Annotated in this window: 24 protein-coding genes; 12 read left to right on the top strand and 12 right to left on the bottom strand. The window is 47.5% G+C overall.

The window, feature by feature from the left end:
* Nucleotides 1-224: 224 nt before the first annotated feature.
* From MKY01_RS13225 to mnhG, 6 genes are read left to right on the top strand one after another with little or no spacing between them, the layout of a single operon-like run.
* Nucleotides 225-3,179 carry a Na+/H+ antiporter subunit A gene (locus tag MKY01_RS13225; protein WP_339287157.1) on the top strand — a complete coding sequence of 985 codons (2,955 nt, stop codon included), beginning with the start codon at nucleotides 225-227 and terminating at the stop codon, nucleotides 3,177-3,179.
* A 1-nt stretch (nucleotide 3,180) separates the two neighbouring features.
* Nucleotides 3,181-3,519, top strand: a complete 339-nt coding sequence (locus MKY01_RS13220; RefSeq protein WP_036608715.1) for a Na(+)/H(+) antiporter subunit C — start codon at nucleotides 3,181-3,183, stop codon at nucleotides 3,517-3,519.
* Nucleotides 3,512-4,990 (top strand): Na+/H+ antiporter subunit D, encoded by a 1,479-nt coding sequence (locus MKY01_RS13215; RefSeq protein WP_047842678.1) that lies wholly within the window; start codon nucleotides 3,512-3,514, stop codon nucleotides 4,988-4,990. The genes MKY01_RS13220 and MKY01_RS13215 overlap by 8 nt, the downstream gene beginning before the upstream one ends.
* Nucleotides 4,991-4,996: 6 nt before the next feature.
* Complete coding sequence (locus tag MKY01_RS13210) at nucleotides 4,997-5,473, top strand: Na+/H+ antiporter subunit E (protein ID WP_036608718.1); 477 nt, start codon at nucleotides 4,997-4,999, stop codon at nucleotides 5,471-5,473.
* Entirely contained in the window at nucleotides 5,473-5,757 is a 285-nt protein-coding gene (locus tag MKY01_RS13205) for a Na(+)/H(+) antiporter subunit F1 (protein ID WP_017688855.1), read from the top strand. Before MKY01_RS13210 ends, MKY01_RS13205 begins: the two co-directional genes overlap by 1 nt.
* On the top strand, nucleotides 5,741-6,133 hold the full coding sequence (gene mnhG / locus MKY01_RS13200; protein WP_017688856.1) for a monovalent cation/H(+) antiporter subunit G: 393 nt from the start codon (nucleotides 5,741-5,743) through the stop codon (nucleotides 6,131-6,133). Before MKY01_RS13205 ends, mnhG begins: the two co-directional genes overlap by 17 nt.
* Nucleotides 6,134-6,267: 134 nt before the next feature.
* Here mnhG and MKY01_RS13195 read toward each other — a convergent pair whose 3' ends face one another.
* From MKY01_RS13195 to MKY01_RS13170, 6 genes are all read right to left on the bottom strand, one after another.
* Nucleotides 6,268-7,440, bottom strand: coding sequence for a GDSL-type esterase/lipase family protein (locus MKY01_RS13195; RefSeq protein WP_143781413.1), 1,173 nt, complete (start codon nucleotides 7,438-7,440; stop codon nucleotides 6,268-6,270).
* Between the two features lie 51 nt (nucleotides 7,441-7,491).
* Nucleotides 7,492-8,511 (bottom strand): alpha/beta hydrolase family protein, encoded by a 1,020-nt coding sequence (locus tag MKY01_RS13190; protein WP_076327838.1) that lies wholly within the window; start codon nucleotides 8,509-8,511, stop codon nucleotides 7,492-7,494.
* 191 nt (nucleotides 8,512-8,702) lie between these two features.
* Nucleotides 8,703-10,949, bottom strand: coding sequence for an MMPL family transporter (locus MKY01_RS13185; protein ID WP_076327837.1), 2,247 nt, complete (start codon nucleotides 10,947-10,949; stop codon nucleotides 8,703-8,705).
* Between the two features lie 108 nt (nucleotides 10,950-11,057).
* On the bottom strand, nucleotides 11,058-12,212 hold the full coding sequence (locus MKY01_RS13180; RefSeq protein ID WP_076327836.1) for a type III polyketide synthase: 1,155 nt from the start codon (nucleotides 12,210-12,212) through the stop codon (nucleotides 11,058-11,060).
* A gap of 233 nt (nucleotides 12,213-12,445) precedes the next feature.
* Nucleotides 12,446-13,066 carry a flavin reductase family protein gene (locus MKY01_RS13175; RefSeq protein WP_076249572.1) on the bottom strand — a complete coding sequence of 207 codons (621 nt, stop codon included), beginning with the start codon at nucleotides 13,064-13,066 and terminating at the stop codon, nucleotides 12,446-12,448.
* Nucleotides 13,067-13,235: 169 nt separating this feature from the next.
* Nucleotides 13,236-14,234, bottom strand: a complete 999-nt coding sequence (locus tag MKY01_RS13170) for an ABC transporter substrate-binding protein (protein WP_143781211.1) — start codon at nucleotides 14,232-14,234, stop codon at nucleotides 13,236-13,238.
* Nucleotides 14,235-14,656: 422 nt separating this feature from the next.
* Between MKY01_RS13170 and MKY01_RS13165 the strand changes: the two genes are divergently transcribed.
* Nucleotides 14,657-15,307, top strand: coding sequence for a hypothetical protein (locus MKY01_RS13165; RefSeq protein WP_253507890.1), 651 nt, complete (start codon nucleotides 14,657-14,659; stop codon nucleotides 15,305-15,307).
* 137 nt (nucleotides 15,308-15,444) lie between these two features.
* Here MKY01_RS13165 and MKY01_RS13160 read toward each other — a convergent pair whose 3' ends face one another.
* Both MKY01_RS13160 and MKY01_RS13155 read right to left on the bottom strand, forming a co-directional pair.
* Nucleotides 15,445-16,680 (bottom strand): multidrug effflux MFS transporter, encoded by a 1,236-nt coding sequence (locus MKY01_RS13160; RefSeq protein WP_315371610.1) that lies wholly within the window; start codon nucleotides 16,678-16,680, stop codon nucleotides 15,445-15,447.
* Nucleotides 16,681-16,686: 6 nt separating this feature from the next.
* Entirely contained in the window at nucleotides 16,687-17,430 is a 744-nt protein-coding gene (locus MKY01_RS13155; protein ID WP_339287155.1) for a GTP pyrophosphokinase family protein, read from the bottom strand.
* 245 nt (nucleotides 17,431-17,675) lie between these two features.
* On the opposite strand from MKY01_RS13155, the gene MKY01_RS13150 reads away from it, so the two are divergent.
* Nucleotides 17,676-18,560 carry an alpha/beta fold hydrolase gene (locus tag MKY01_RS13150; protein ID WP_339286551.1) on the top strand — a complete coding sequence of 295 codons (885 nt, stop codon included), beginning with the start codon at nucleotides 17,676-17,678 and terminating at the stop codon, nucleotides 18,558-18,560.
* An 86-nt stretch (nucleotides 18,561-18,646) separates the two neighbouring features.
* Nucleotides 18,647-19,363: a YoaK family protein gene (locus tag MKY01_RS13145; protein ID WP_339286549.1), complete on the top strand. Its 717-nt coding sequence runs from the start codon at nucleotides 18,647-18,649 to the stop codon at nucleotides 19,361-19,363.
* A 127-nt stretch (nucleotides 19,364-19,490) separates the two neighbouring features.
* On the opposite strand, the gene MKY01_RS13140 is transcribed toward MKY01_RS13145, so the two are convergent.
* A complete protein-coding gene (locus MKY01_RS13140; protein WP_036608744.1) occupies nucleotides 19,491-20,387 on the bottom strand; it encodes a LysR family transcriptional regulator in 897 nt (298 codons plus the stop codon).
* A 139-nt stretch (nucleotides 20,388-20,526) separates the two neighbouring features.
* On the opposite strand from MKY01_RS13140, the gene MKY01_RS13135 reads away from it, so the two are divergent.
* The 3 genes from MKY01_RS13135 (at nucleotide 20,527) to MKY01_RS13125 (ending at nucleotide 23,883) form a co-directional block, all read left to right on the top strand.
* The gene (locus MKY01_RS13135; RefSeq protein ID WP_091034944.1) at nucleotides 20,527-21,231 is read left to right on the top strand and encodes an O-methyltransferase; all 705 of its coding nucleotides are present in this window, start codon (nucleotides 20,527-20,529) and stop codon (nucleotides 21,229-21,231) included.
* 77 nt (nucleotides 21,232-21,308) lie between these two features.
* Entirely contained in the window at nucleotides 21,309-22,619 is a 1,311-nt protein-coding gene (locus MKY01_RS13130; RefSeq protein WP_339286547.1) for an MFS transporter, read from the top strand.
* Between the two features lie 148 nt (nucleotides 22,620-22,767).
* Nucleotides 22,768-23,883, top strand: a complete 1,116-nt coding sequence (locus MKY01_RS13125; RefSeq protein ID WP_282321684.1) for an AbrB family transcriptional regulator — start codon at nucleotides 22,768-22,770, stop codon at nucleotides 23,881-23,883.
* 128 nt (nucleotides 23,884-24,011) lie between these two features.
* On the opposite strand, the gene MKY01_RS13120 is transcribed toward MKY01_RS13125, so the two are convergent.
* The 3 genes from MKY01_RS13120 to MKY01_RS13110 form a co-directional block, all read right to left on the bottom strand.
* On the bottom strand, nucleotides 24,012-24,215 hold the full coding sequence (locus tag MKY01_RS13120; protein WP_017688872.1) for a hypothetical protein: 204 nt from the start codon (nucleotides 24,213-24,215) through the stop codon (nucleotides 24,012-24,014).
* Between the two features lie 77 nt (nucleotides 24,216-24,292).
* Nucleotides 24,293-24,556: a YkgJ family cysteine cluster protein gene (locus MKY01_RS13115; protein ID WP_339286545.1), complete on the bottom strand. Its 264-nt coding sequence runs from the start codon at nucleotides 24,554-24,556 to the stop codon at nucleotides 24,293-24,295.
* A gap of 154 nt (nucleotides 24,557-24,710) precedes the next feature.
* Nucleotides 24,711-25,559 (bottom strand): chemotaxis protein, encoded by an 849-nt coding sequence (locus tag MKY01_RS13110; RefSeq protein ID WP_221824917.1) that lies wholly within the window; start codon nucleotides 25,557-25,559, stop codon nucleotides 24,711-24,713.
* Between the last annotated feature and the right edge of the window lie 65 nt (nucleotides 25,560-25,624).

Here is a 25,624-nt window from a genome sequence, read left to right as displayed (position 1 = left end):
AATCGTTTTCATATTTATCGGAACTTGTGTGTTTTTTTATTATACATGCCCATACAATATTATACTGAAATCTTCACCGTGTTTCTTCCATTCAAAGAATAGACACGATTCTGTATATACATACTTGGGTTATGAATATAGAGAGCAAGCATATCCTTCAAAGGATCATGCGCCTGTATGTCACAGAGAGAGTAATCGAAATACTAAACATTGGGGGTGTAATGTTGAGCCTGCTTCATGTTGCTGTTATTCTGCCTTTTGCCGCTGGCATTCTTCTTGCCATGCTGCATCGTTTCTTCCGTAAATTACATTTGGGATGGCCGGTTCTCCTTGTCCCGGCACTATTATTTGTATACTTTGCGAGTCTCATACCCGCTGTATCACAGCGCAATACCGTATCCGGAAATATCCCATGGATTCCTTCACTGGACATTGGATTTAATCTGTATCTGGACGGTCTGAGCCTCATGTTGACACTGCTAATCACCGGAATCGGTGTCCTCGTTGTTCTCTACTCCATCTTCTACATGGATATGAAAGAAGCGCTGAACCGTTTCTACCTGTATCTGTTGATGTTCATGGGAGCCATGTTGGGCGTGGTGCTGTCTGATAATATGATCGTGCTCTACGGATTCTGGGAATTGACCAGTATTACGTCATTCCTGTTGATCGCATTCCATTACAAACGTAAAGCCTCAACTTCAGGAGCACAAAAATCATTCCTGATTACGGTATTTGGCGGTTTCGCCATGCTTACCGGATTCATGATGATGTATCTCATTACCGGAACATTCAGTATTCGTGCAACCATTACAGGATTGGGTCAGTTTCAGGAAAGCGCACTATTTCTACCCGCACTTATCTTGATCCTGATTGGAGCTTTCACCAAGTCAGCTCAGTTCCCGTTCCATATCTGGTTGCCGGATGCCATGGAAGCTCCGACACCTGTGAGTGCCTATCTTCACTCAGCCACCATGGTCAAGGCCGGACTGTACGTTGTAGCACGGTTTACACCAATCTTCGGTGGACAGGGACTCTGGTTCTGGCTCGTTACCGGCGTTGGTCTTCTGACTTTGTGTTATGGATCATTCCTGGCGGTGAAAAAAAACGATCTCAAAGCGATTCTTGCCTATTCGACCATCTCTCAACTTGGTCTGATCATGTCCCTCTTAGGGGTTGGATCTGCTGCTCTCTACTTCGGATATGGCGAATCCTCTGCGATGTATACTGTTGCAATAACCGCTGCGCTGCTTCACCTGTTTAATCATGCAACCTTCAAGGCCGCTCTGTTCATGGTCGTAGGGATTGTTGATCATGAAACGGGTACACGTGACATACGGAAGCTCGGTGGACTTGCTTCATTCATGCCAATCACATTCACCGTGGCATTGATCGGCTCACTTGCCATGGCGGGTATTCCGCCCTTCAACGGATTCCTGAGCAAGGAGTTATTCTTCCAGGCGATGGTGGAAGTCACGCATCTACGAATCTTTGGACTTGGGTCCTGGAGTGTTCTATTGCCGGTATTCGCTTGGCTTGCAAGTGTGTTTACCCTGATCTATGCGCTTATTATCGTGTTCAAAACATTCCTCGGTCGTAGCCAAAGCGAGATCCCTGCCGAGAAGCTGCACGAAGCGCCCGCTGGCATGCTCATTCCGCCTTTTGTTCTAGGTGTTCTTGTCGTTGTATTCGGACTCTTCCCGAATCTGCTGGCCGGATCACTGATTGAACCGGCAATGGCCGCTGTGCTTCCATCCCTCTTGAATGGGAATGAGCGCTTCGATGTACATTTCTCCCTGTGGCATGGATGGACTCCGGAACTGATTATGACAATCGGAGTTGTGATTCTCGGAATCACTCTCTACAAGCTGTTGCCACGATGGAGGAATATTTATGAGCATTATCCACAAGGATTAACTATTAACAATATGTACCATGTCGTGCTTGATAATCTTCAGCATTATGCACGCAAATGGACGGAAGCCTATATGAATGGCTCGGTTCGTAATTATCTCGTTTACATTTTCTCATTCACGGTCGCGTTGCTGGTCTATGCCTTCTTCCGTTCAGGAGAAAATATTAGCTGGAATCTGCAGGGCAATGCACCTTTCTCATTTTATGAGGTGGTACTGCTAGTCACGCTCATCGGTGCTGCAGTTTCGATTCCTTTTGCCAAGAACAGACTGTCAGCAGTCATTATGACCGGAGCGGTTGGTTACCTCGTAACCCTACTGTTTGTACTCTTCCGGGCGCCAGATCTGGCGTTGACACAGATGATTGTTGAGACGGTATCTGTTGCACTGTTCCTGCTCTGCTTCTACCATCTGCCTGAGCTTCAACGTGGCAAATCAAGCCGCAGTTATCTCACGGTAAATATGATCGTAGCGATTGCAGTCGGGATCGTGATGACTTTTGTTGCATTGGCCGCAAGCGGAACAGCCTCACTGGACAGCATTTCTACTTTCTTCCTTCAGGAAGCCTATGACTCAGCTGGTGGTAAAAATGTCGTGAACGTGTTGCTGGTAGATTTCCGTGGCTTCGATACATTATTGGAGATTATGGTGCTTGGCGTTGCTTCGTTATCTATCTACTCCATGATTAATCTGAACCTCGAAGCAAAAGATCTTGGAGCCCGCTTGAAGTTCCGTAAGAAGGACGAGAGTCAGGATTCCGAACCTGCTCTAGATGATGAAGCGGACAATACGAAAAAGTATGGTAACCGGGAACGCAGCTCATCCTCGTGGGATACTGTCCCTTTGCAGAGTAATGATGTATTGCTGCAAACGACCACCAAGGTTGTTGTGTTCATCATACTGACGTTTGCCATGCACCTCTTCTTTGCAGGTCACCACAATCCGGGCGGAGGTTTCATCGGCGGCTTGGTCACAGCGGCAGCGCTCGTATTGATTGCCCTGGCATTCAGTACAGATACGATACGCAAAGCGTTACCGGTTGACTTCCGTATGCTAACAGGAATCGGATTGGGTATAGCTTTACTCACGGGTGCGGGTTCATTTATATTCGGAGTCCCGTTCCTAAGTCAAACCTTCGGCTATTTCGAACTTCCTTTGCTGGGAGAGACAGAACTCGCTACAGCCATGCTGTTTGATCTTGGCGTGTATCTCGCTGTCCTGGGTGTCACCATGACCATCATTCTACAGATCGGGGAGGATCGCTGATATGGAAATATTGATGTGTGTAGCCGTTGGCATTCTGTTTGCGGTTGCCGTCTTTTTAATCTTGTCGCGGAGCCTGCTCCGCATCGTACTTGGCATGTCCATACTAACCCATGGTGTGCATCTGCTCTTGATCACCATGTCACGTCTCAAAACTGGGGCACCACCGCTGCTTGGGGAGATGGCTGAACGTTATGTCGATCCTCTTCCTCAGGCTTTGATACTAACTTCGATTGTTATTAATTTCGGACTCACTGCGTTCTTCTTTGTTCTCTCCTATCGTTCTTATCTGAAGCTGAGAACAGACGATATGGAAGAAGTAAGGGGGCGCCCATATGAATAATCTCGTCGTTCTGCCCATTCTCTTGCCTTTGATTACAGGTGTTCTGGCTCTGCTATTTTTCCGAAAAATAAATATCCAGCGGATCATTAGTGTCATTGGACTTTTGTTTACAGCAGCGGTCTCAACGATACTCATTACGCGGGTAGCTCAGACTGGAGTTCTAACGCTTAATATGGGTGGATGGGCACCTCCCTATGGTATTGTGCTTGTTGCGGACATGGTATCGGCGCTACTTGTCGTTGCCGCTTCTATCATTGCACTGGCGTGTCTGCTGTATGCGTTCCGCAGTGTGAACAAGGAGCGAGAAGAGCACCACTTCTATCCGTTCTTTCATTTTCTGATCGCGGGCGTTAACGGTTCATTCCTAACCGGAGATTTGTTCAATTTGTTTGTCAGCTTTGAACTGATGCTCATCTCTTCCTATGCACTGATCGTATTGGGAGGTACGGAAAGACAACTTCGGGAAACGATCAAATATGTCTTGATTAACATTGTTTCTTCAGCTCTTTTTGTCGCTTCCATCGGCTTCCTCTACTCCATAACTGGCACACTGAACATGGCAGATTTGTCCGTCAAAATTGCTGAAGTGGGACAGAGCGGAGTCATTACCTTAATTGCTGTTCTCTTTCTGATCGTATTTAGCATCAAGGCCGGGCTGTTCCTGTTCTTCTGGCTGTCGGGCTCTTATGCGGCACCACCTGCTGTTGTCACTGCATTGTTCGCAGGATTGCTTACCAAGGTTGGCTTGTACGCGATTGTGCGAACATTCACACTGATCTTCTATCATGATCCTGATTTCTTCCATGCACTAATCGGATGGATGGCTGGAGCAACGATGGTCCTGGGTGTCATCGGTGCGATCTCATACCGCGATGTAAACAAGATTCTCATCTACAACGTGGTCGCAGGTGTAGGGTTTGTCGCTTTTGGTATGGCCGCGGCCAGTCGCCCTGCACTGGAAGGTCTGCTCTTCTATATGCTGCATGATATGTTGATCAAAACATTGCTCTTCCTGCTCGGCGGTGCCTTGATCGCTGTTGCCGGAACATCCAAACTTGATAACATGGGCGGGTTAATCCATCGCTATCCGCTGCTCGGCTGGATGTTCTTCATTAGTGCACTTGCCTTGGCAGGTTTGCCGCCATTTAGTGGATTTCCGGGGAAGTTGCTTCTCTTTGAAGGAGGCTTGCAGGCAGGCTTGTATGGTCTTACCGGCATTGCGGTGCTTTCGAGTTTGTTGATGTTATATTCGGTACTTCGTATCTTCATACAAGCGTTCTGGGGCGAACCGCCTGCCGGGGTTACAAGACGCCCTTACGCGGTGAACGGCCTTCTGATTCCTGCCGGAATTCTGTTTGTATTCATCATCGTAATGGGTGTGGGGGCTGAAGGCATGTTCCAATTGACCTCCCGCGCAGGCGATATTCTACTGCATCCCAATATTTATATTGATGCCGTATTGAAGGAGTAGATGTCTATGGCCTTTCAGATTGTACTGAATCTTATCATTGCTTTTGTATGGATGTTTCTGAACAACGCCTGGAATGGTGTTGGTTTTCTCATAGGTTACCTGCTCGGACTGCTTCTCATCGGGGGGATGCGCAGATTCTTCCCCCAGCGCTTCTATATTGTGCGAGTCTGGGCCATCTTCAAACTGATTACTCTGCTATTCAAGGAACTGGTGCGAGCCAGCATTGAGGTTATACGCCAGATTATCAAGCCCAAGTTAGATATAAGGCCCGGTATTTTTACGTATAAAACTCAATTGTCCTCGGATTGGGAAGTTACTCTGCTCTGCTTACTCATCTCATTGACACCAGGTTCTCTGCCGCTTGAGATCTCAGGTAATCAACGCAAACTGTTTATTCACGCACTGGATATCAAAGATGAACAGAAAATGAGAGATGATATCCAAAATACATTCGAAAAAGCAATTATGGAGGTGACGCGTTAATGTTATCCTCACTGTTGTTCATCTCATTGCTCATTCTCTCCTTAGCCATTCTGGGTTGCTTGTACAGGGTGCTTCGGGGACCATCCATGGCTGACCGGATCACGGCACTGGATACCATCGGTATCAATGTGATTGCCATCGTTGCCGTTCTGTCGATGATGCTGCAAACCCAAGCCTATCTGGATATTATTTTGCTGATTGGCATTTTGGCTTTTCTAAGTACAGTGGCATTTGCACGTTATATTGAACGGGGGGCGGTATTCAAAAATGATGGAGATCGTTAAAGTAGCCGCTGAAACCGCTATAGGTCTACTCGTACTGCTCGGTGCACTACTAAGTGCACTCAGTGCATTCGGACTTATTCGTCTGCCTGATGTATATCTACGTGCCCATGCCGCAACCAAAAGTATGACACTTGGAGTGTTCTGTGTATTAAGCGCTACATTTTTCTACTTCTGGTATTTCGATAACTATATCAGTGCCCGCTTGTTGTTAGGTATCCTGTTTGTATTCATCACGGCTCCGGTCGCCGGACATCTGAACGGACGGGCCGCCTATCGCACAGATGTACCACTGTGGGAGCAGAGCGTGCAAGATGAACTGGAACCCTTGTTAAAAGGAAAAAAAGTGAACCATGAAGCCAAGGATATGATGGAGTAATCCCCAGTCTAGGCATAACAAATACCCCCGAGGATCAGCCGCCCGTTTCGCGGCATGTTCCCGGGGGTATTTGTTTATTTTGCATACACGGATCATATCAAGCACTGATTATGCAGACTGATTAAGTAGTAAAGTCAGAATCCATTCAGTCCCTGTCTTCTCAGGTCCGCAGCCACAATACGTGCAAGCTCCGCAGCCCCTTGACGATTCGGATGCAGACTATCCCCTGTCATATACAGAGCAAGTGTTGCTGCTGGACCAATGGACGTGAAATAAGCAGAACTTAACTTATTCAGTTCAACCAGGGTGACTCCCTCTTCCTGAGCGAGTGCACGGGTTGATTGATTGTACCAGCGGTTCTCCGCTTGATGCACATTGGCTGTATTAAAATCTGTTGCCCGGCCCTGAGGCGTGGAGAGGATAACCGTTGCTCCTTTGTTCTTCGCCTTACGTACCATATCCCGCATAATCTCCTTGAACTGTGCCTCCGTTGTATTATTCTTGGCATTGGTATCGTTAATTCCGAATTGCAAAATAAAATAATCTCCCGGCTTGATATACTTCAGAATCGCTTCCATCTGACCATCATCGCGGAAACCTCTCGCAAATTGACCACTTGCCGCCATATTTCGAACCTGGAAGGTGGCATTGTTCACATAGGACGGAAACAACTGTCCCCAACCTCCTTGTACACTGCTACCTAGCGGATAGTAATTGCAAACTGTTGAGTCACCACCAATGTAGATCGTGCGGTTGGTAACGGTTTGATTGGATAACTTCCGGATTTCAAGTGCACTAAGTGTGAAGGCGGTGCCTGTCTTTCCTTCTGTAACCAGCAGGTTTAATTGCCCGTCAGTCACCGGAATTTGAAACTGGTCCGTTGCCCCGTTGCCTGTCATATTAATGATCTGGTAGACACCTTCTGCAGCCACACTCGCTCTGGCAGTATTGCCCAGGACCACTTTAACTTCATATAGGCCATTGGACAGATTCACATTGAAGGTATTGGTGCTCTTGGTGCCGTAAGTCAGAAACTGCACAGCGTCACTCTTAACCCCGCTTCCTGAGGCAGACACATTCCTCATCTGTGCAGGTGTGTTGAAGCCATAACCTTTCGTAGGCGTATAAGCATCTCCTGCGGACACGCCTGTGTAACCGCTCTCAACACCACCCGAACCAAAATCAAATCTGTAATTGTCCGTTGCCGCTTCGGCGACTTGCCCTCCACTGCTTCCCAAACCGATGCCCGTTGTACTTGCAAACAGAACAAAACAGAGCAGAAGCTTTACCGATATTGACCATTTCATCACTGAATTCTCCTCTCGAATCAGAATTATATTAGTTGAAGATCCACAGCTTCACAGAACTTGATCAAGCCAGTCATAAGCCTTCGCTCCGCTAATCTCATGTCCACCGGTAAAGAAATCCGCATCCAGTGATTCTGCTGCTCCCGCCTGCTCATATATGTGTGTCAAACGGGCATACGCCTCTCTCGCTGCATGGATTGGGAACACCTGATCATCACTTCCAGCTTCAATAAAAAGTGGCCTAGGCACAATCAGGCCGATGAGATCCGGCAACTCCGCTTCACGCAGGATACCTGGCACATAGTTGTCGAGACAATGGTTCCGATCCAATATGCTACCCTGGAATGTATTTGCATAACCGCTTACCACAGTTGCACTGAACCGTTCATCCAACGCGGCTGTAAATGCGGTCACCAGCCCACCGCCCGAGATACCCATGCTTCCAATTCGCTCCAAATCCACTTCTGGCCGAGTCGATACATAATCCAATACACGTGTTGTTTCATACACCCTATGACCGGCGAGGGTCTTCCCCACCATGAGCAGATGCGCAGCAATCTTCGTACAGGAGCTTACCCCTGGTGGCGCATCGCGGTCCTCTTCCAGTCTTCGATCACCAAATCCGAGCAACTCTGGAGCCGCAACCACATAACCACGCTTCACAAGAGCTACTGCAAAGTCCTTGTGTAATCCGGGCTCGCCTGTCCGTAGTGACCCATCCGGTTCCATACCCGATATCTCTCGGCTACCGTAGCCATGCCCATGACAAGCAACGATAGCAGGTCTCTTGTTTTCGGTAATGCTTCCATCACCCGGAATTAATAAATACACTGGCATGCGAAGTCCTGCATAGGTCGTGATTTCAATCCGATCCCGAATATATCCGTCACATGTAATGCGCTCCAGTAAGACAGGATTCAGTGCGGCCGCCATCGTGGGAAAACCTCCCAGCCGTTCTTTCACACGTGTACGTAACTGACTGCGCCATAACTCCAGGGGTTGATCTGCATGATACGCGGAACGACCACGAAGATTCGTTTGTTGTTGTAGATAGGCTTCAATATCAGACATGGGCCTGTGTCCCTCCTGTTTTTAGTAGGATAACGTAGATAAAAGACTGTTATATGGAATTAATCCCATCCATTATAGAACATCCATGTCACCCATGAATTGAACATGTTTGCCTGTTTTGAATAGAATCACACGCTTTCTAGCCAAAAAAAGGATATCTCCAACCTGAAGACAGGTTACGGAAATACCCTTCATTTCATCTGACCTGGCAGCCACCAGTTCCACCTGCCCATTAATTTCATCAATGCAGGTACCAGTATTAGACGGATTAATGTAACGTCAATCAACACCGCTGCCGTGATTCCGATCCCTAACTGCCTCACACCTGCGACTTCAGCAAAAGCAAACGGCACAGTCACCGCAAGCAGAATGGCCGCTGCGGAGGTGACCAGACGACCTGTAGAAGCCAATCCCTGTTGGACAGCCACATCACTGTCTCCGGTTCGTCTATACACTTCCTGAATACGGCTCAGCATAAACACACCATAATCCATGGATATGCCAAACACCAATCCTGCAATGAATACAGGAATCATAATGGCAATGGCTGACGGCTCCATACCTAGATGTCCTTCATTGAACACCCACACCAATATGCCAAATGAAGCGGCTAAGCTGAGCAGATTCATCAGAATTGCCTTAATTGGAATGAGCATCGATCGGAATGCCGCCAGTAACACAAGATAATTGGTGACCACTACAAATACCAGCACTTTGGGCAGTTGACTTGTGACTTCCTGCATTATTTCATACTGCTTGGCAGCTTCCCCACCATAACGTAGTTTTACGTTGTTGGAACCTGGTGTATGATCGCTATTCCTCATTCGTTCCAGCCAGTCTGCGACCTGCTCCGACCCGGGCTCCCCGTACACGTTGGCTATTAAGCGTATGGAATGATCAGAGACCGTTGAACGTAGCCATGCCGTCCTTATTGACTCCTTGCCTTCTATGGAAGGAGTCAATAAGGACGGTGGAATTTGAAAAAGGCTCTGCGAGCCATTTTGATTCGGCTGTAATAGGCCCCATGGTGAAACAATGCTCAATACGCCCGAGTCCTGCAGTAATTGACGGGCTTTGTTGTGGGCCAAATGCCAGTGAGAGGCAGTCAACAGTTCCTGCTGTCCGCCAATCACGATCTCGATGGCGGAGGTATTCTTTCGCCCCAAATCATGTTGCAACTGCTCTGCTGCCTGGCGGGACTCCATTCTCTCTGGCAGTGAAGAGGCATCCGGGACGGACAGTTCCAGCCGTGTCACTGGATAAACACACAGGAGCAGCACAACCGTACCTCCAATGGCCATACTGACTGGGCGTTTCATGACCATTGCAGACCATCTATGCCAGACCGAGCTTCTGGGTAACGAATGGACTAACTTTCGCCTGAAGACCCGACCCGCAGACAGTGACAGCAGAGCTGGCAGCAGCGTAACATTTAACAGTAGCGATAGGAGCAGAACAATAATGGCCCCCAAGGAGACACTCAGAAACATCGGCAGTCTGATCCAGAGCAGACCCAGTAGCCCAAGGAGCACGCAAGCTGCCGAGAACAACACCGCTCTGCCTGCTGTACGTAATGTTCGCTGAAGAATCTCGCTCCGAAGAACCTCGCTCTGCATATCCAGACTGCTTCCTGTAAAGTTAACTTCACCTTCATCTTCATAGGCCCGCTGAACTTCTTCCCTGTACCTGCTCAGGATGATCAGGGCAAAGTCTATACTCAGTGCCATGCCCACCATGGGAATCACATTAATGATAAAGTTGGACAATTCCAGATTATAACCAAGGAGTGACGTGACTCCCATCGCAGTAATCACAGCACTGATCCCCATCATGACAGCAATCAACGCGGCATATAGCCCCCTGAATGCAAAACACAAAACGATCAGGGCAATCGGTAGGCCCACCATCTCTGCCCGTTCCAGATCACGAAAGCTCAGATGATTGACATCCTGCTGCACGACTGCCTTCCCCGTCAATTGCACCGTACCTGGACCGTCTGTTGCCAGCACGGCGCGCAACTGCTCCAGTAGGGGACCCATCTGATGCGCGGGCACATCCATTTTCACAAGGGCATATGCCCTTTGGTCTTGCAGCGTCACTCTTTCGCTAACATCCAGAGGGGATGTGATAGAGGTTACCGCAGGCAACACTTGAACCTGTGTCAAACGATCCTTGATCCACTGCCGGAACTGTAACGGCGAGGTATTTTCCTTTTTCTCAAACACCAGAATAACCGGATCAGCAGGAGATCCAAATTCGTCCTCCAGAACAGCTTCAACTGCTTGCGCATCCCCGTGAACCCGTTTTAATCCGTGATCCTGAACAATGTTAGGTAACTTCCATGCCCAGACCGCTGACATCCCGATGATAAATACCCAGCAGAGAATAATGAACCGCGGATATCGGCTGATGAAGGCAGCAAGTCTGCGATAACCCATACCTAAGCTCCTCTGCGATCAGATTAGTCATTCGATTATGTTCATCGGTAAGATCATAAGCACATTCATACACTTGCGGTGTATATCTCCTTCACTCGGGTTCGTGAACTATTGAATGCCATGATTCACAGGTGTTCTGTTCGCTATGGGGGCAGGGATGTATTTAAAAGGAAGTAACTCTGCTGTCAGTCCCGGGCCAAAGGCCAGCGCTATCCCACTGGAATGCTCTTCCTTCTGTCTGTAATCCTCGCGGATGGCTTGAAGAACAAAAAGAATCGTCACGGACGACAGGTTACCATAATCCCGCAGGATGTTTCGGCTGTAGGAGACCTGCTCATCTGTCAACTGATACAGCTTCTGAACGGCATCCACGATGCCTCTGCCTCCCGGATGGATCGCCCATATTTCCGGTAAACCGCTCCCCTCCAGCAACCGTTCTACCTCTGGGCCGAGATGCAAACCAAGCAGCTTCGGAATCTGTGGTGACAGGTAGAGATCAAAGCCTGTATTGCCCACTTCCCAGATCATTTCTTCTGCACAATCCGGGAGCAGCGTTGAGTGCCCTCGGCCTAGTCGAAAACATTCATTGCGGTCTGTACCGGACGCACCAATAATACAGGCAGAGGCACCGTCTCCGAAGAAAGATGCAGCATACAGGTCGTCCCGTTTGGCAGATGGCTGAAAGTGAAGTGTACATAGTTCCACACACACGATGAGAACCGTAGCCTTCTGATCTGTCGTTACAATGGAATTCGCCAGTTGGATCGCCTTCAGACCGGCTGCACATCCTTGAAACACCAGTGGAATCCGGTTGATCTGCGGTGACAGTTCAAGCTGTTGGATCAGCCGAACATCAAGTCCGGGCAGGAATTGCCCCGTGCAACTCACCGTAATGAGATGTGTAATTTCCGAGGAGGTTACGTCTGCATCCTGAATGGCCTGTCCGGCCGCCTCGAGACCAAGTGGAACAGCAGCAGCTTTGTATTTGCCCATACGCTCGGATGTAGTCGGAACCTCGTCCGCATTGGTAAAGGGTAAATATCGGCAAGAATCAACAGGCTCAAGCAGATTTGGTTCACACGTATACCGAGTCTCCACACCGCACTGATTAAAGATTCGTTTGGCCCACCTTCTCGCATCCGGCTCATGTTCCAGCGCTTGCGCGAGACGGGCAGACACATCCTTTTGCTCAATACGGTGGGCAGGCCACGCCGTTCCTATTCCCATAATACTTGCCCCAGTATTTGCCTCAAGCTGGTTCATCGGCTTAACCCCCTTATAGTACGTGTTCAAAAGTAGGCTTTTTAAACAACCTATATATAAAATAGGTTCATATGACATGTGTGCAGGATATAGTACAAGTCTATTCACTACCTGTCCTGTTTATGTTCATATTAACAAGCAAAGGCGGACAACTTATGCGAGTTTCGCACGTGCTGTCCGCCTTTGATACCGGATTAAACCCGTTCCTATATTACATATTCGATCTGTCAGAACTATTCAGGCCGAATTATCGTGAATCTCTCCCCAAGCTTGGCATAATCATTACCCGCCAGTCGGCTGACTGGTTTCAAATGATCCATCAGGATATAGCCCTTGTCCGGATTGTAGACTTGTTCGCTGAAATGATACTGTACAATGCGTACCAGCAGCAGGTCACTCACTGGTTTGCCCTCATCATTCGTGATCGGAATGTGTTGATACAGCTCACACTCCATCCGAATGAGTGCTTCCTGAATTCCTGGCACAGCAACCTTGGTACTTTGCACTGTAGTCAGTTTTGTCCGCTCAAGCTCACTTTCGTGGGGTTCCAGTATGGCTGCTGTCTCATTCACTTCTGTTATGATTGCTTCATCACAGATATGCACGACCAGTTCTTGATGAGCAATCACATTACGTGCAGTATCTTTCATGATACCGTCTTTACGTGCAATAGATATGGATAACAGCGGCGGGTCCGAACTAACCACATTAAAGAAACTAAAAGGCGCTGCATTAATTACACCATTCTTATCTGAAAGTGTCGTCACAAAAGCAATTGGACGTGGCACCACCGAACCACTCATCAGTTTATAGTTGTCTCTCCCCGTTATTTCACGTGGATCCAATGTGTACATATGTAAATATCCCCTTCCATGCTCGTGAAGCAAATGACAACTCTACTTCATGATACGACAATGTTTCTACTTCTTTATTATATATCGTAAAATGCTAAATTAACAAAAAAACTCCCTGGTGCCCACTGCACCAAGGAGTTTGAACATGCCATTTCGTATTGGCTATTTCTTATTTAACGATGCTGTTCTGAATGTCTTCCATAATTTGAAGGTTCGCTTGAACTCCACTATACAGCCAGCTGCTAGAACGGGTAAATTCAAAGACATTACCTGTCTTTACAGCAGGAATGCTCTGCCATACGGCATCTTTCAGCGCTTCTGAGCCTGCTCCCTTGTCACTGTTCACCAGGAATAGATAGTCTGTGTCCATTTCCGCGATCTTCTCCAATGAAATCTCAGACCAGTTACCCGTTGCTTTCGCGGATGCTTCCTTCACAACATTAGGCTCTGCAAGTCCAAGTTCGTTGTACATCACTTCACCACTGGAAACATTGTTGCTTACAACATAAAACTTGTTATTGAATAACCACAACGCTGCAGCGGATTTTGTTCCTCCAGTAACAGCAGTTACTTTTTCTTTGATTTCCTTTGCCTTGGCATCATAATCATCAAGCGCCTTCTGCGCTACATCCGATTTGTTCAAAAGCTCGCCGATCTTGAGCAGAGCCTGACGCGAGTCCTTGTTGACCTCATCTCCGAGTACATAAGTAGGGGCAATTTTGTTGTACTGTTCGTATTTCTCCCCTTCCACTGTACTTTCAGAACCCATAATAATCAGGTCTGGTGAGAAACTGGCCATGGCTTCAAAAGGTAGATCACTTGCAATACCAGGTATGCCATTCAGATCATTTTGCAGATAATCCTGCAAACCATTGCCGTTGTTGATGGACCACTGTGCCGCTGGCTTAACACCGAGTGTAACGAGATGGTCTTCCAGATAAGACGCGATGACACGTTCAGGGTTAGCCGGGATGGTTACTTCGTGTCCCATTGCATCTGTTAATGTGCGCTCTGTAGCGGCTTCTGTTTGTGTCTCAGTCTCCGTTTTTGTATCGTTCTCTCCTGCTGCTCCATTCTCTGCAGGCTTCGCTCCACACGCGGCCAACCAGATGGACATAACCATCACCGTCATTAGAAGCATGATCATCTTTTTATTTCTCTTAAACACTTGATATATCCCCTTTCAATTCATTATAGAAACCTTATTCGGCGCTATTGTGACAGATTTCAATGTTCAAAAATATTGAAACTATTATTGATACATATAATATCCGCATGTACGTTTGTCCGATTCCATTGACAATGATAATTGTTATCAGTTCAGTTGTCAATTCGATTATATTCTGCGCTATACAGTTGAACTAAAATTTATTTACACTGACACTACGATGATAGAACAACCTTCCAATCGCTGTTATCCCCAGATTTTTTCAATTCCTCTTTCTCTAAGGGAAAATCCGGTGATAAATGCGAGCGCTTCGCTTTTTCAGGTTTTTTCTATCTTCTCCGTTTGGTGTAAATGATTAGTTCAACTATATAGATCATTTAAAATCTTCTTGACGGCATTCACCTATAGGCGGATGCCGCCATATGCTGAATGCAGAATACGACGACAGGAAGGATGTTCTGTACATGTATTACGAATATAACCCTTATCTAAGTTATGGAGAAGACCGTTCCTTTCAATTGCCTCCCCTGTTCCCAGGAGGTGGCGGTGGCGGCACACCGGGTGGTCCAACGTTTCCTGGTATCCCTGGCGGTCAAGGCGCCTATCCTCCATACATTCCAGGCGGAGGACCCGGTCCATATATCCCCGGAGGCATTCCAGGTACAATCCCGGGTACAGCACCAGGCGTACCTGCGCAACTGACTCAAGGCAACCTGCCCACCCTACTTAGTGCCTATCCTCGTCCGGTAGGTCAGCCTCCGGCAGAAATGCTTTTTCTGTATAACCTGATCAAAAGCAGCCCGGGTCTGCTCCCGCTCTTCCTCCAGCAACAGCCGCAAAGTCTCACTCAAGCTGTGCAATTTGCACAGACTGGTGCAGCGGCACCACGAGATAACGAAGAACGTGCGCTGCCCAACTTTTGCTATAACCGGTGGTCCCTTGTCTTCACATACAATGATGTCTACCTGATGTGGCCTGCAATTAATCTGTTTGGTTTTGTGGTGGGGTACTTCTATCCATTCCTCACGCCAGGTATACTGTCCAATACACAGATTTTGTTTGCGCTCTGCTAAACCTGTCCTTACCTACAGCAAGAGCCCCACTTGGAAGCATAATTCCTTCCAAGTGAGGCTCTTTTTCGTCCTTTTATCCAGATGCACCTTTACATTACTAAGACTCCATAAATGCAAGGTGTACATAATCAGTACATTTAACTCAACACTTGATCGTTCTGGCGCTTCCTGCCTTTACTGACCATTAGGAAGTAAATCACCAAGGCACCGAGATCAGCACACGCGATAACGATTCCCATTGGCACAGCTGTGCCTTCTCCTCCGAGACCTACGAGGGGAGCGACAATACCACCGAACAGGAACGTCATCACACCAATAAGCGCAGAAGCACTGCCTGCCGACTTCTCCTGATTGGCCATCGCCAAGGCAAAGGACGCGGTATTGACCAACCCAACACTGGATACCACCAAAAATAGCGGAATCAGTACAGAGATTAGATTACCTCCAGCCAGAATGGCGATGAGCAATGAAGTTCCTCCGAGCGCCGCGGTTAGCAACCCCGCGATTAACAGGCGATTCTCTGATACCTTTCCTGCAAGTCTACCGGCAATCTGACTGGCCAGAATAATGCCTAACCCGTTAATGGCGAAGCATACACTGAACATTTGCGGGGATACCCCGTATATTTTCTGAAGCACAAACGGTGAACCGGATATGTAGGCAAACATGCCAGCAGCTACAAACCCTTGGGTTAACGCATAACCCATAAACTGACGATCCCCCGCGATTTGGCGAAACGTAAGTAATGTCTGCTTCAATCCTCCGCTTGATCTGCGATTGGAAGGTAATGTCTCTCCAAGACCGAAAATGACAGCCAACAACGTCAGTATACCGATGAGGCTAAGCAAAATAAATACGCCGCGCCACGATGTATACGTCAACAATTGTCCACCAATGATTGGTGCAGCAATCGGGGCTACGCCGTTAATCAGCATTAACAGAGAGAAGAACCGTGTCAGTTCCGGGCCCGAATATACGTCTCTGACGATTGCGCGCGAGATGACAATCCCTGCCGCTCCAGCTACACCTTGAATGAACCGCAGCACAACAAAAGAGCCCATCGTCGGGCTAACCAGGCAAAGTATGGAGGCGATCGTATAGAGCACAAGCCCTGCAATGAGCGGTGTTCGCCGACCACGCACATCACTTAGAGGTCCAGCAAGCAACTGTCCAACCGCAAGTCCAATCATACACGCCGTCAGACTGAGTTGAGCATACGATGTAGATGAACCAAACTCATCAGCCAGCGTGGGCAATGCGGGTAAATACATATCCAGGGACAACGGCCCGAAGGCCGACAATGTCCCCAGAATTAAAGCCATTCGTACACGAGATGTGGAGTTTGTGTTCAATGAAGCTGTTGTACTTTTCATCAAATACTACTCCCCGCTACCCAGTAGCTTGAGCAGGTTGGACGGCAGTGTGAACTGTTGATTGTTAATAATAATACGGCGCAATTCTTCTTCATCCCGCTCGTTATCGGCGTCCTTAATCTCCTGAATTTCCCGGTGAAGTCGCTCCATCTGTTGATCCAGCGCATTTGCCGAATCTGCCGCATTCTTTAACTCTCTCGTCAAATGCTCGGGAACATCCTTATTGTATTTATAAAAAATCTTATGCTCCAGACTCGCCCAGAAATCCATCGCGATTGTACGGATCTGGATCTCCACACATGCTCGTTCCTCACCATTGGACATGTACACAGGCACTTCCACCAGAAGGTGAAGGCTTTGGTAGCCGTTTGGCTTTGGATTCTCGATGTAGTCTTTGACCTCCAGTACACGCAGATCACTCTGGTTGCACAGCATATCCTTAATGCGATAGATATCCGAGATAAAGGAACATGTAATCCGTACCCCGGCGATATCCTTGATATTTTGCTTAATGCTCTCAAACGTTAACTCATGATTTTTGCGGAACATCTTGTTCATAATGCTCTCAGGAGATTTCAGTCTGGACTTTGTATGCTCAATTGGACTGTAATCATGCAAAGACTGGAATTCTTCCTTCAGGACTTCAATCTTGGTCTCCATTTGATCCAGAGCAAATTTATAGATCATCATAAATCTGGTAATTTCATATTTGAATTTCTTGAATTGATCAATTGGATGTGGAGCGTTCATCATGGCTTTCTCCCTTTCTTTCTGCACACTAAAATTAGTTTTATGAATATGAGAACAAGCGGTCAATCCACATGTCTCCTGAACCATTATAAATCATATGGAGCCAATAAACGAATTTCTCACATTTGGGCTGGCGATTCAGCCTGGAAGGTATGGGAACTTATTTTACGCGCATCCTATAGAAGCATCCCTTTCATTTGGCCTGCAATTATTAATAAAAGAGGTGGATTTCCCTGCTCTATCAAGTGACGTATTCATCCGATACACTTCGGGTTAAAGCTTATTTATACCTGCCACAAGGTTGTTCATTACCTGATATCACAACATATGAAACTTCTCATCCCGGCTCTGTCTCCTCTGCCTTTCCGGAATTCGCTTCCATACATAAGCCTCTACATCTTCATCTGCAACCGCTCGCCAGCCATTACCCTGCTGCAACAATACATGATACGGATAACTTACCGGAACAGTGGCCGGTTCTGATCTATTGCCGCGGCGGACTTGGCAGCTATGGCGGGGTAAATACCGTTTGGCTTGAGCAATTTGTACATAAAGGTTATATCGTGTTCGCCCCATCCTATCGTGGCAACGAAGGAGGTGAGGGCCGTGACGAGTATGGCGGGAAAGATGCCGAAGATGTGCATGCCGCTTACCGGTTGATACAGCGTTTACCCTTTGTCGATCCGACTCGGATATCGTTAATGGGGTTCTCCCGTGGGGCCATTAATGCTGTACATACCGCAACGACCTATAATGAAGGACCGGACAGAGTACATAAGTTAGTTCTTTGGAGCGGTGTCGCCGATGTGGAACGCACTTACCATGAGCGAACCGACCTGAGGCGCACATTGAAACGGGTCCTGGGTGGTTCCCCACGCACGGTTCCAGAAGCTTATCTCGCCCGTTCTCCCTTGTCGAAAGCGAACAAACTATCTTGTCCCGTGCTGATCATGCATGGTACATCAGATACACAAGTGAATTATAGTCACGGAACCCGAATGTATCACTGGCTTAAGCGGCAAGGTGCAGAGGTCACATTTCACGCTTATGGCGGGCAGGATCATCATTTTCACGAGAAAATACATCAGTCAGCAGTGAACAATATGTTTGATTGGCTCGCTGCACCTTAAATCTTGCGCGATGAATTTCATTTTGAAGATGCATGGGTTATGGCTGTATACTGGAGGAGCTACGTTTTTTTGAAAGGACGGATAGGATGAATCAAAGCACCCTCCAAAAATACGCCATGTTGCTACTCTGCATGTCTGCCGGAATTGTGGACCTGATCGGATATCTGGGACTGGGGCATGTGCTCACAGCCAATATGACGGGAAATATTGTTTTGTTGGGTATTGCCATTGCCCGTGCTCAGGAATTTGTCGTGCTGCGGTCATTGCTTGCTCTCATCGGTTTTATTGCCGGCAATGCCATTGCAGCACATATGGTTGGACCTGTGCAGACCAAAAATGGCTGGTCTTCTAAGGTCACAGCTGTATTTACTGTTGAAAGCATATTGCTCCTGCTGTTCGCGATCGCCATGATTAGTCCATTTTCAGAACAACTGTCCTATCTGTTAATTGTCATCCTAGCCGTTGCAATGGGGATGCAAACAACTGCGGCACGCCGCATTGGCATTGCTGGCATCTCAACAACCGTGCTCACCAATAATTTGGCCGCTGTGGTCGAGGATACCGTAAACATCCTCAAAAAGCTGCGACATGCCAATATCCGATCGTTAACCAAAGCCTTGTCCACAGACTCCTACCTTCGTGCAGGTGCTGTTGTCATCTATTTGATCGGCGTCATTGCAGCCGCATTGTTATTCCACCGTGTGCCCATGATTGCAGTCTGGATTCCTATCCTGATCATTGGCGGCGTAACCCTATACGCCCGATTACATGCATGGGGAACTTCACAACAAAGCGAAAGTTAATAAAAGTTAATAATAGAAGAAGTACCCTGTCCATGTTCAAGTGGCTGTTCAAAAGTCCGCTTTAGGATACTGAAAACCGGTCTTTTTGAACACGTACTTTAAATTGTTTTAAGTACAATCACGCTATTTATTTCATCAAAGCAGCTTCTTGGCGGATAAGCTTGACCAGATGCTGTGCAGCAGGTGATAATACCTCCCCGGCTCGTGTACATACGGCAACCGTATTTCTCAGCTGTACACCTCGAACAAATACACGTGCCAGCCTGCCTTGCTGCACATCTTCGTTCACAACCAAAGAAGATATAAAGTTGGCCCCATAACCTGCCTTCACCGCACTAATCGTTTCGTTCAGCCCGTTGAACTGAAGCGCAATGCGGGGAGCGGCCAGGTTATTTGTTGTGCAAAGGGAAACGAGTCGCTCACGCGTGGCACTGCCTTCTTCGCGCATAATGAACGGTTCTGCCATCATCTCATGCAGCTCGATTTCTTTTCCCGCATACGGATGGTCAGGGTGCACAACAAACCACATCTCATCGTCAAACAATTCATCCCATTGGACACCTGCATGTGTAATGCCACTTCCACCATACACTGCAATCTCTGCCTCATAACGAAGCAACTGGTCAAAAGCCATCCGGGTGTTGGTTGTGCTCACAACAATCTCCACATCCTCGTGCATTTGCTTAAACCGCGCAATCCAGCCAGGCAACAGAAAATTCGAAGGCAAGTAGGTTGCCGTAAGACGGATCAGTCCTTTCTTGCCCTCCCGAAAATCCTGCACAAAATTCTCGACATCCTGCTCCAGCATGAACAGACGTTCCGCATAACCTGTTAACTGTATCCCCGCATCCGTAAGCACCAGTCTTCTTCCCTCCGAAACAAAAAGCTGGATTCCCAATTCACGTTCAAACTTCTTCACCTGAGAAGATACCGCAGGTTGACTAATATTTAGTTCCTCTGCGGCACGAGTGACCCCGCCATATCTCACGATGGCATGAAATAATCGTAATCCATGCAGATTCATGTTTACACCTCTTCCACGTCAAATTACATAATCTAAAGTTATATTATCATACATAATATATATTTTATTTATATATCTGCTTCATTTATAGTTGAAATATGAAATCCAATACAAGGAACAAGGAAAGGAACATGTGAACATGAAAAATATAAATACGACCAACCTACAGCATACCTGGACTCAAGTTGACGACTACATGAATGATCTGCTGATTCCATCAGATTCCCTGCTGGAACATACACTGCAAAGCAATGCCGAAGCTGGACTCCCTGCTCATGACGTAACACCAAATCAAGGAAAGTTACTTCAGCTCCTGCTGCAAATCCAAGGCGCATCCCGTGTACTTGAAATAGGCACATTGGGTGGATACAGTACCATCTGGATGGCAAGAGCGCTGCCTGAACACGGACGCATCGTCTCACTGGAATCGGAATCACACCATGCAGACTTGGCCCGAGCCAATCTCACACGAGCAGGACTGATGCACAAGGTTGACCTGAGAGTTGGTCCTGCCCTAACCACCCTTCCCGATGTTCAGGAAGAATACAGGGAACCGTTTGATATGATCTTCATCGATGCTGACAAACCGAGTAATCCCGATTATCTGAGATGGGCCCTGCGACTGACTCGGCCGGGGAGTCTTATTATTGGTGATAATATCGTCAGGGACGGTGAAGTGATCCGTACAGACAGCACAGACCCCAGAGTTCAGGGCGTTCGATCATTCCTGCAGTTGATCGCGGATCACCCTCGACTTGAAGCTACAGCACTGCAAACGGTCGGTAGCAAAGGTTACGATGGATTCGTCATTGCTCGTGTGATTGATGCCCCTGAACCAAAATAAACAGTGGTCAATTCTTCCGCAAATTCCCCTTTCCTGTTAAACTGGAATCACTGCACAGGCAGACTGGGGGGAACCACTTGAGAGTTTTACAACATATTAATGATGAAATTCGCGGCTGGTCCCGCAATATTCAACTGTTTTTCCTGGCTAGCATTCTGTATCAGATCGGAAATGGCATGTTCTCTGTCTTGTACAATCTGTACATTCAGGGTCTGGGCTATAATGATACAATGAACGGCCAGATTGTAAGTATTCAATCACTCGCAACAGCCATTATGTTTGTTCCTATCGGTCTATGCGGTGATCTGTTCAGCCGCAAGCGATTACTCATTACCGGGGCGTTATTCAGCGGAATCTTTCTGATCGGACGCTCCTTCGATTATTCGGCTACAGGACTGATCTGGTTCGCGGTATTCTCTGGCCTTTTCGCTGGGGTGTTCCAAGTACTGGCCATTCCTTATCTGGCGGAAAACGTCAAGAAAAGCCAGCGGCTGAAAATGTTCAGTTATTATTCATCTCTTGTGCTCGCTTCCCAGGTTCTTGGTAGCCTGGGTGGCGGCGTATTCGCAGATTTGTTACATACGGCAGGACTCGCCAAAGTGACAGGATTGCAGACGGTTTTATTTGTCGGTGGTGCAGCAACACTAGCTGCATTTATTCCACTGTTATTTGTAACCGAAGGCAAGGCTGCTCCGCAGACAACAATCCCAGCGCAACCCGTTCTTCAACCCAATGCGGATCTAAAAGAAAGTTCAACGATTACCCCAAGCACGGACGATTCGATCACGAAGAAAAAAGATTCCCGACTGATTGGTCAGTTTATAGTGACTCAGTTGTTAATTGGATTAGGTTCCGGACTGGTTGTACCGTATCTGAATCTGTATTTCACCAATCGGTTCTCGGTTTCTCTGAGTGGCATGAGCTTACTGATTGCACTTGGTCAGATTATGACGATTGTATCCATGCTGATTGGTCCTACCCTGGCGGCAAAGGTCGGAAGCGTAAGAGCCGTTGTCATTTTCCAGGTCATGTCGCTGCCCTTCCTTCTATTAACAGGCTTCACCAATCTGTTGTTCATCGCTTCGCTCAGTTTCTTATTCAGACAAGCATTGATGAACGCAGCCAATCCCATTCATTCAGCCATACTGGTGGATCGGATCTCGGACAAACGTCGTGGCATTGCCAATTCACTGATGCAGACCTCGTTCATGATTGGATGGGCGACCATGGGACCCGTTCAATCCTATCTGGTCACTACATACGGAACGTACTGGGGTTACGCGATCACATTCAGCATCACAGGCTGTCTATACGTTATTTCATCACTGATGTACTTTGTAATGTTCAGAGAACCCAAACCTTCCGCTACGGCTCTAGCAGGATCTTAATGAGTTGAACAGTAGCAGTCTGGTTGTTCCGCAGATAACGCAACGTATCTCATCATCAGGAGTGATCACACATGAACATGAATCCTTCATTAAACCTGAATGCATACCTGAATCTCATACCACCTCATTCAACCGGTAGGCTAAACGGATGGAACTGATGCGCAAGCTTGGTTCCCACGTTGTCTTTCGGTTTTTTCTTAGTCTGGGTGTCTCTGTTCTTGGCGGATTGCTGTTCACAGCCATTCATACACCAATCCCGTGGTTGCTCGGGCCAATGGTATTTATGCTGCTTGGCTCCCAAGTCGCCAAATGGCCCCTCATGTGGCCTGCCTCCATTCGGGACTATGGCATTCTGATTGTAGGTTATTCGATTGGACTCACCTTAACAAAAGAGGCACTGCACGGCATTTTGCAACAACTTCCCATGATGCTTCTGATGACCTTGCTGTTAATCGGATTGTGTGTAATTACGGCCTACATCGCTTCAAAGATAACCGACTTTGACTTCCCCTCCCTGCTGGTTGGCAGCATTCCAGGAGGACTGTCCCAGATGGTGTCCCTTGCAGAAGAGATGAAATCCATCAATCTGACGCTAGTTACCTTTTTGCAGGTGACTCGGCTGATCATGATTGTCTTCTGTGTTCCGTTCCTGCTGTTCAGTCCGTGGATTGGAGGTACCGCAGGTGGAGGTTTGGATCATCCGTTCATTGACGTAGCAACGTGGGGTTCCCTTTTCCCGGAGATTCTTGTCTATGCTCCGCTCTGTGTAGCGGGTGCATGGGTTGCACGCAAACTCCGATTTCCGACGGCCTTTATGCTGGGTCCCATGATTGTCATGTGTGTCGTTCAATTAAGCACAACGATGCACACGCCCAGTCTGCCAACCTCCCTCTTAAACGTATCGCAATTGATGATTGGCAGTCATGTTGGACTGATGCTCAAGCCAGAACAGTTGCAACGTAAGACACAGACGGTGACCCTAGCCGTGATTAGCAGTGTACTTCTCATTGCTGGTGCGCTTGGATTGAGTTATCTGTTAATGAATGTATTCTCCCTCTCGGCGGCTACCTCACTACTCAGTATGGCCCCTGGCGGAATGGATCAGATGAGTATCATGGCACATGAAGTGAATGCCGATCTTTCGGTTGTATCCGGGTACCAATTATTTCGCATCCTGTTTATTTTCTTCATCGTCTCTTCCGTACTGAAGATGATTCTTGTACATATGTTGAAAGAAAAGAAAGTTAAGCCCTCACTTCAATGATCATATTCCTAGCTGATCCCATGACAAAGAGAGTATCCATTGATGTCACATCCTGCGGATACTCTCTTTTATTTGTACAGACTCATCTTCAGCATTTGGCCTCATTCAATTTTAAGCATAATGACTACTTATGAATAAATTCGGTTGTACATCCAGCCTACAATGCCCACCGTAACCACTGTTGCCCCAATAATAAATGCATAATAGCCAATCTTACTTTTGGACTCCGAAGTCTGATGGTCATAATAATCCGAGTTACGTCGGTAAAACCCCATCCATAACTCTCCGATCATATTCACTACAACCAATACAAAACGTTTAACAAGCCCCATTGTATTCGCGTCTCCTCTCTCTGATCAACCTTCTTCCCTATTAAGTATAATTATCCCAATTCATTAAAACAACCTACTTACATTACCTTCGGTGCGGTTTCATGCTCCAACCAGGTTAGAATATCAAAGGCTTCCTGATCGGTGTTACCACACATCTCTTCCTCAGCTTGCAATCCACTGCATACCGCAGGACGATCTTTTTGGCCAAAAATTCCGCAGCGATTATCATCGGTAAGCTGCACACAACGTACACCTGCCGGCTTGCCATGAGCCATGCCCGGTATGGGTGACGATATGGAGATCGCGATACAACATGCGGCACAGCCTGTCCTGCATTCCATACATATTCCCTCCTAATTTCAATACACTTACAATACATGTTCAAAAGACCGGTTTTCAGTACCAAGAAGGTGGGATGAATTCCATATTCGATGCTGATGATGCCATTAGGCATCCTTCGTAATCAAAAGCGGACTTTTTGAACTACCTCTGATATTATGAGCGATTTATCCAGGTCCAGGTTCGAGCAAGCCCCTGAGCAATTCTCCGATTCATGCTTCGATTGGAAAAATACCCCCCATGACTTAGCGGATTCCAACTCATAGCCACGCCGCCAGAGTTCACTTCAATATCTTCTTTCACCGCTTTCTCATAAGCGGGATCAATGGGGCGTAACGGATAACCCAGAATATCATCCCGATCGTAGAAGTTCACCCATTCCCCTTCCAGCCCGGCATAATACTGATTCACATGGGAAGAGGGCACCTGAATTGGGCAACTGAAGTCATGGTAACGCAAACTCCATAAGGGCAGGGTTGTACCAAACGAGTAAAAATGGGTCAGCGTGTCTCCCCGCTCCAGAGCCGAGTTCACATCCACAACCTCAGGAACACGACTGGACGGATATTGCAGATCGTAGAAGAAGTTACTGGCGATTACGGCACCCAAACTATGGGCAACCACACAGAGCGGAGCTTCCGGTCCATTGCGCTGTGCAAGGGTATGCATCGCCTGATTCAACGTTCGATGTACGGCATCGTAGTTATGGCCTTGATTTTCCACCGGTTGATAAGCAACCGCATCAGCCAGGTAATGGATGACAAATCGGCGCAACGCCTGAAAGTTCAATCCCGGAGAGCTGACGAGCTGTTGAAAGAGCGCCTCTTCCCGCTCCTCAAATACATCCGCCCAATATACAGGTTCGATATCGAGCATCTGTTTAGAGGCTCCAGGCAAGACCATCACCTTGTCCAATTCCTTATGCAAACAAGCAATCAGCTTGTCCGCGTACCCATCCTTCCGCATACCCAGCCCGTGAATGACCATCACCGCAATACGTGTCATGGCTCTCCTCCTCATCGATTGACTAGGAACTCTTTCTCCACCATATGAACGCCACGACTCGAACA

This window comes from Paenibacillus sp. FSL R5-0486, from assembly GCF_037975155.1.
In the GTDB taxonomy this organism is placed as follows: Bacteria; Bacillota; Bacilli; order Paenibacillales; family Paenibacillaceae; genus Paenibacillus; species Paenibacillus amylolyticus.
Note: the sequence above shows the minus strand (reverse complement) of the source record. Positions and strands in the feature narration are given on the sequence as shown.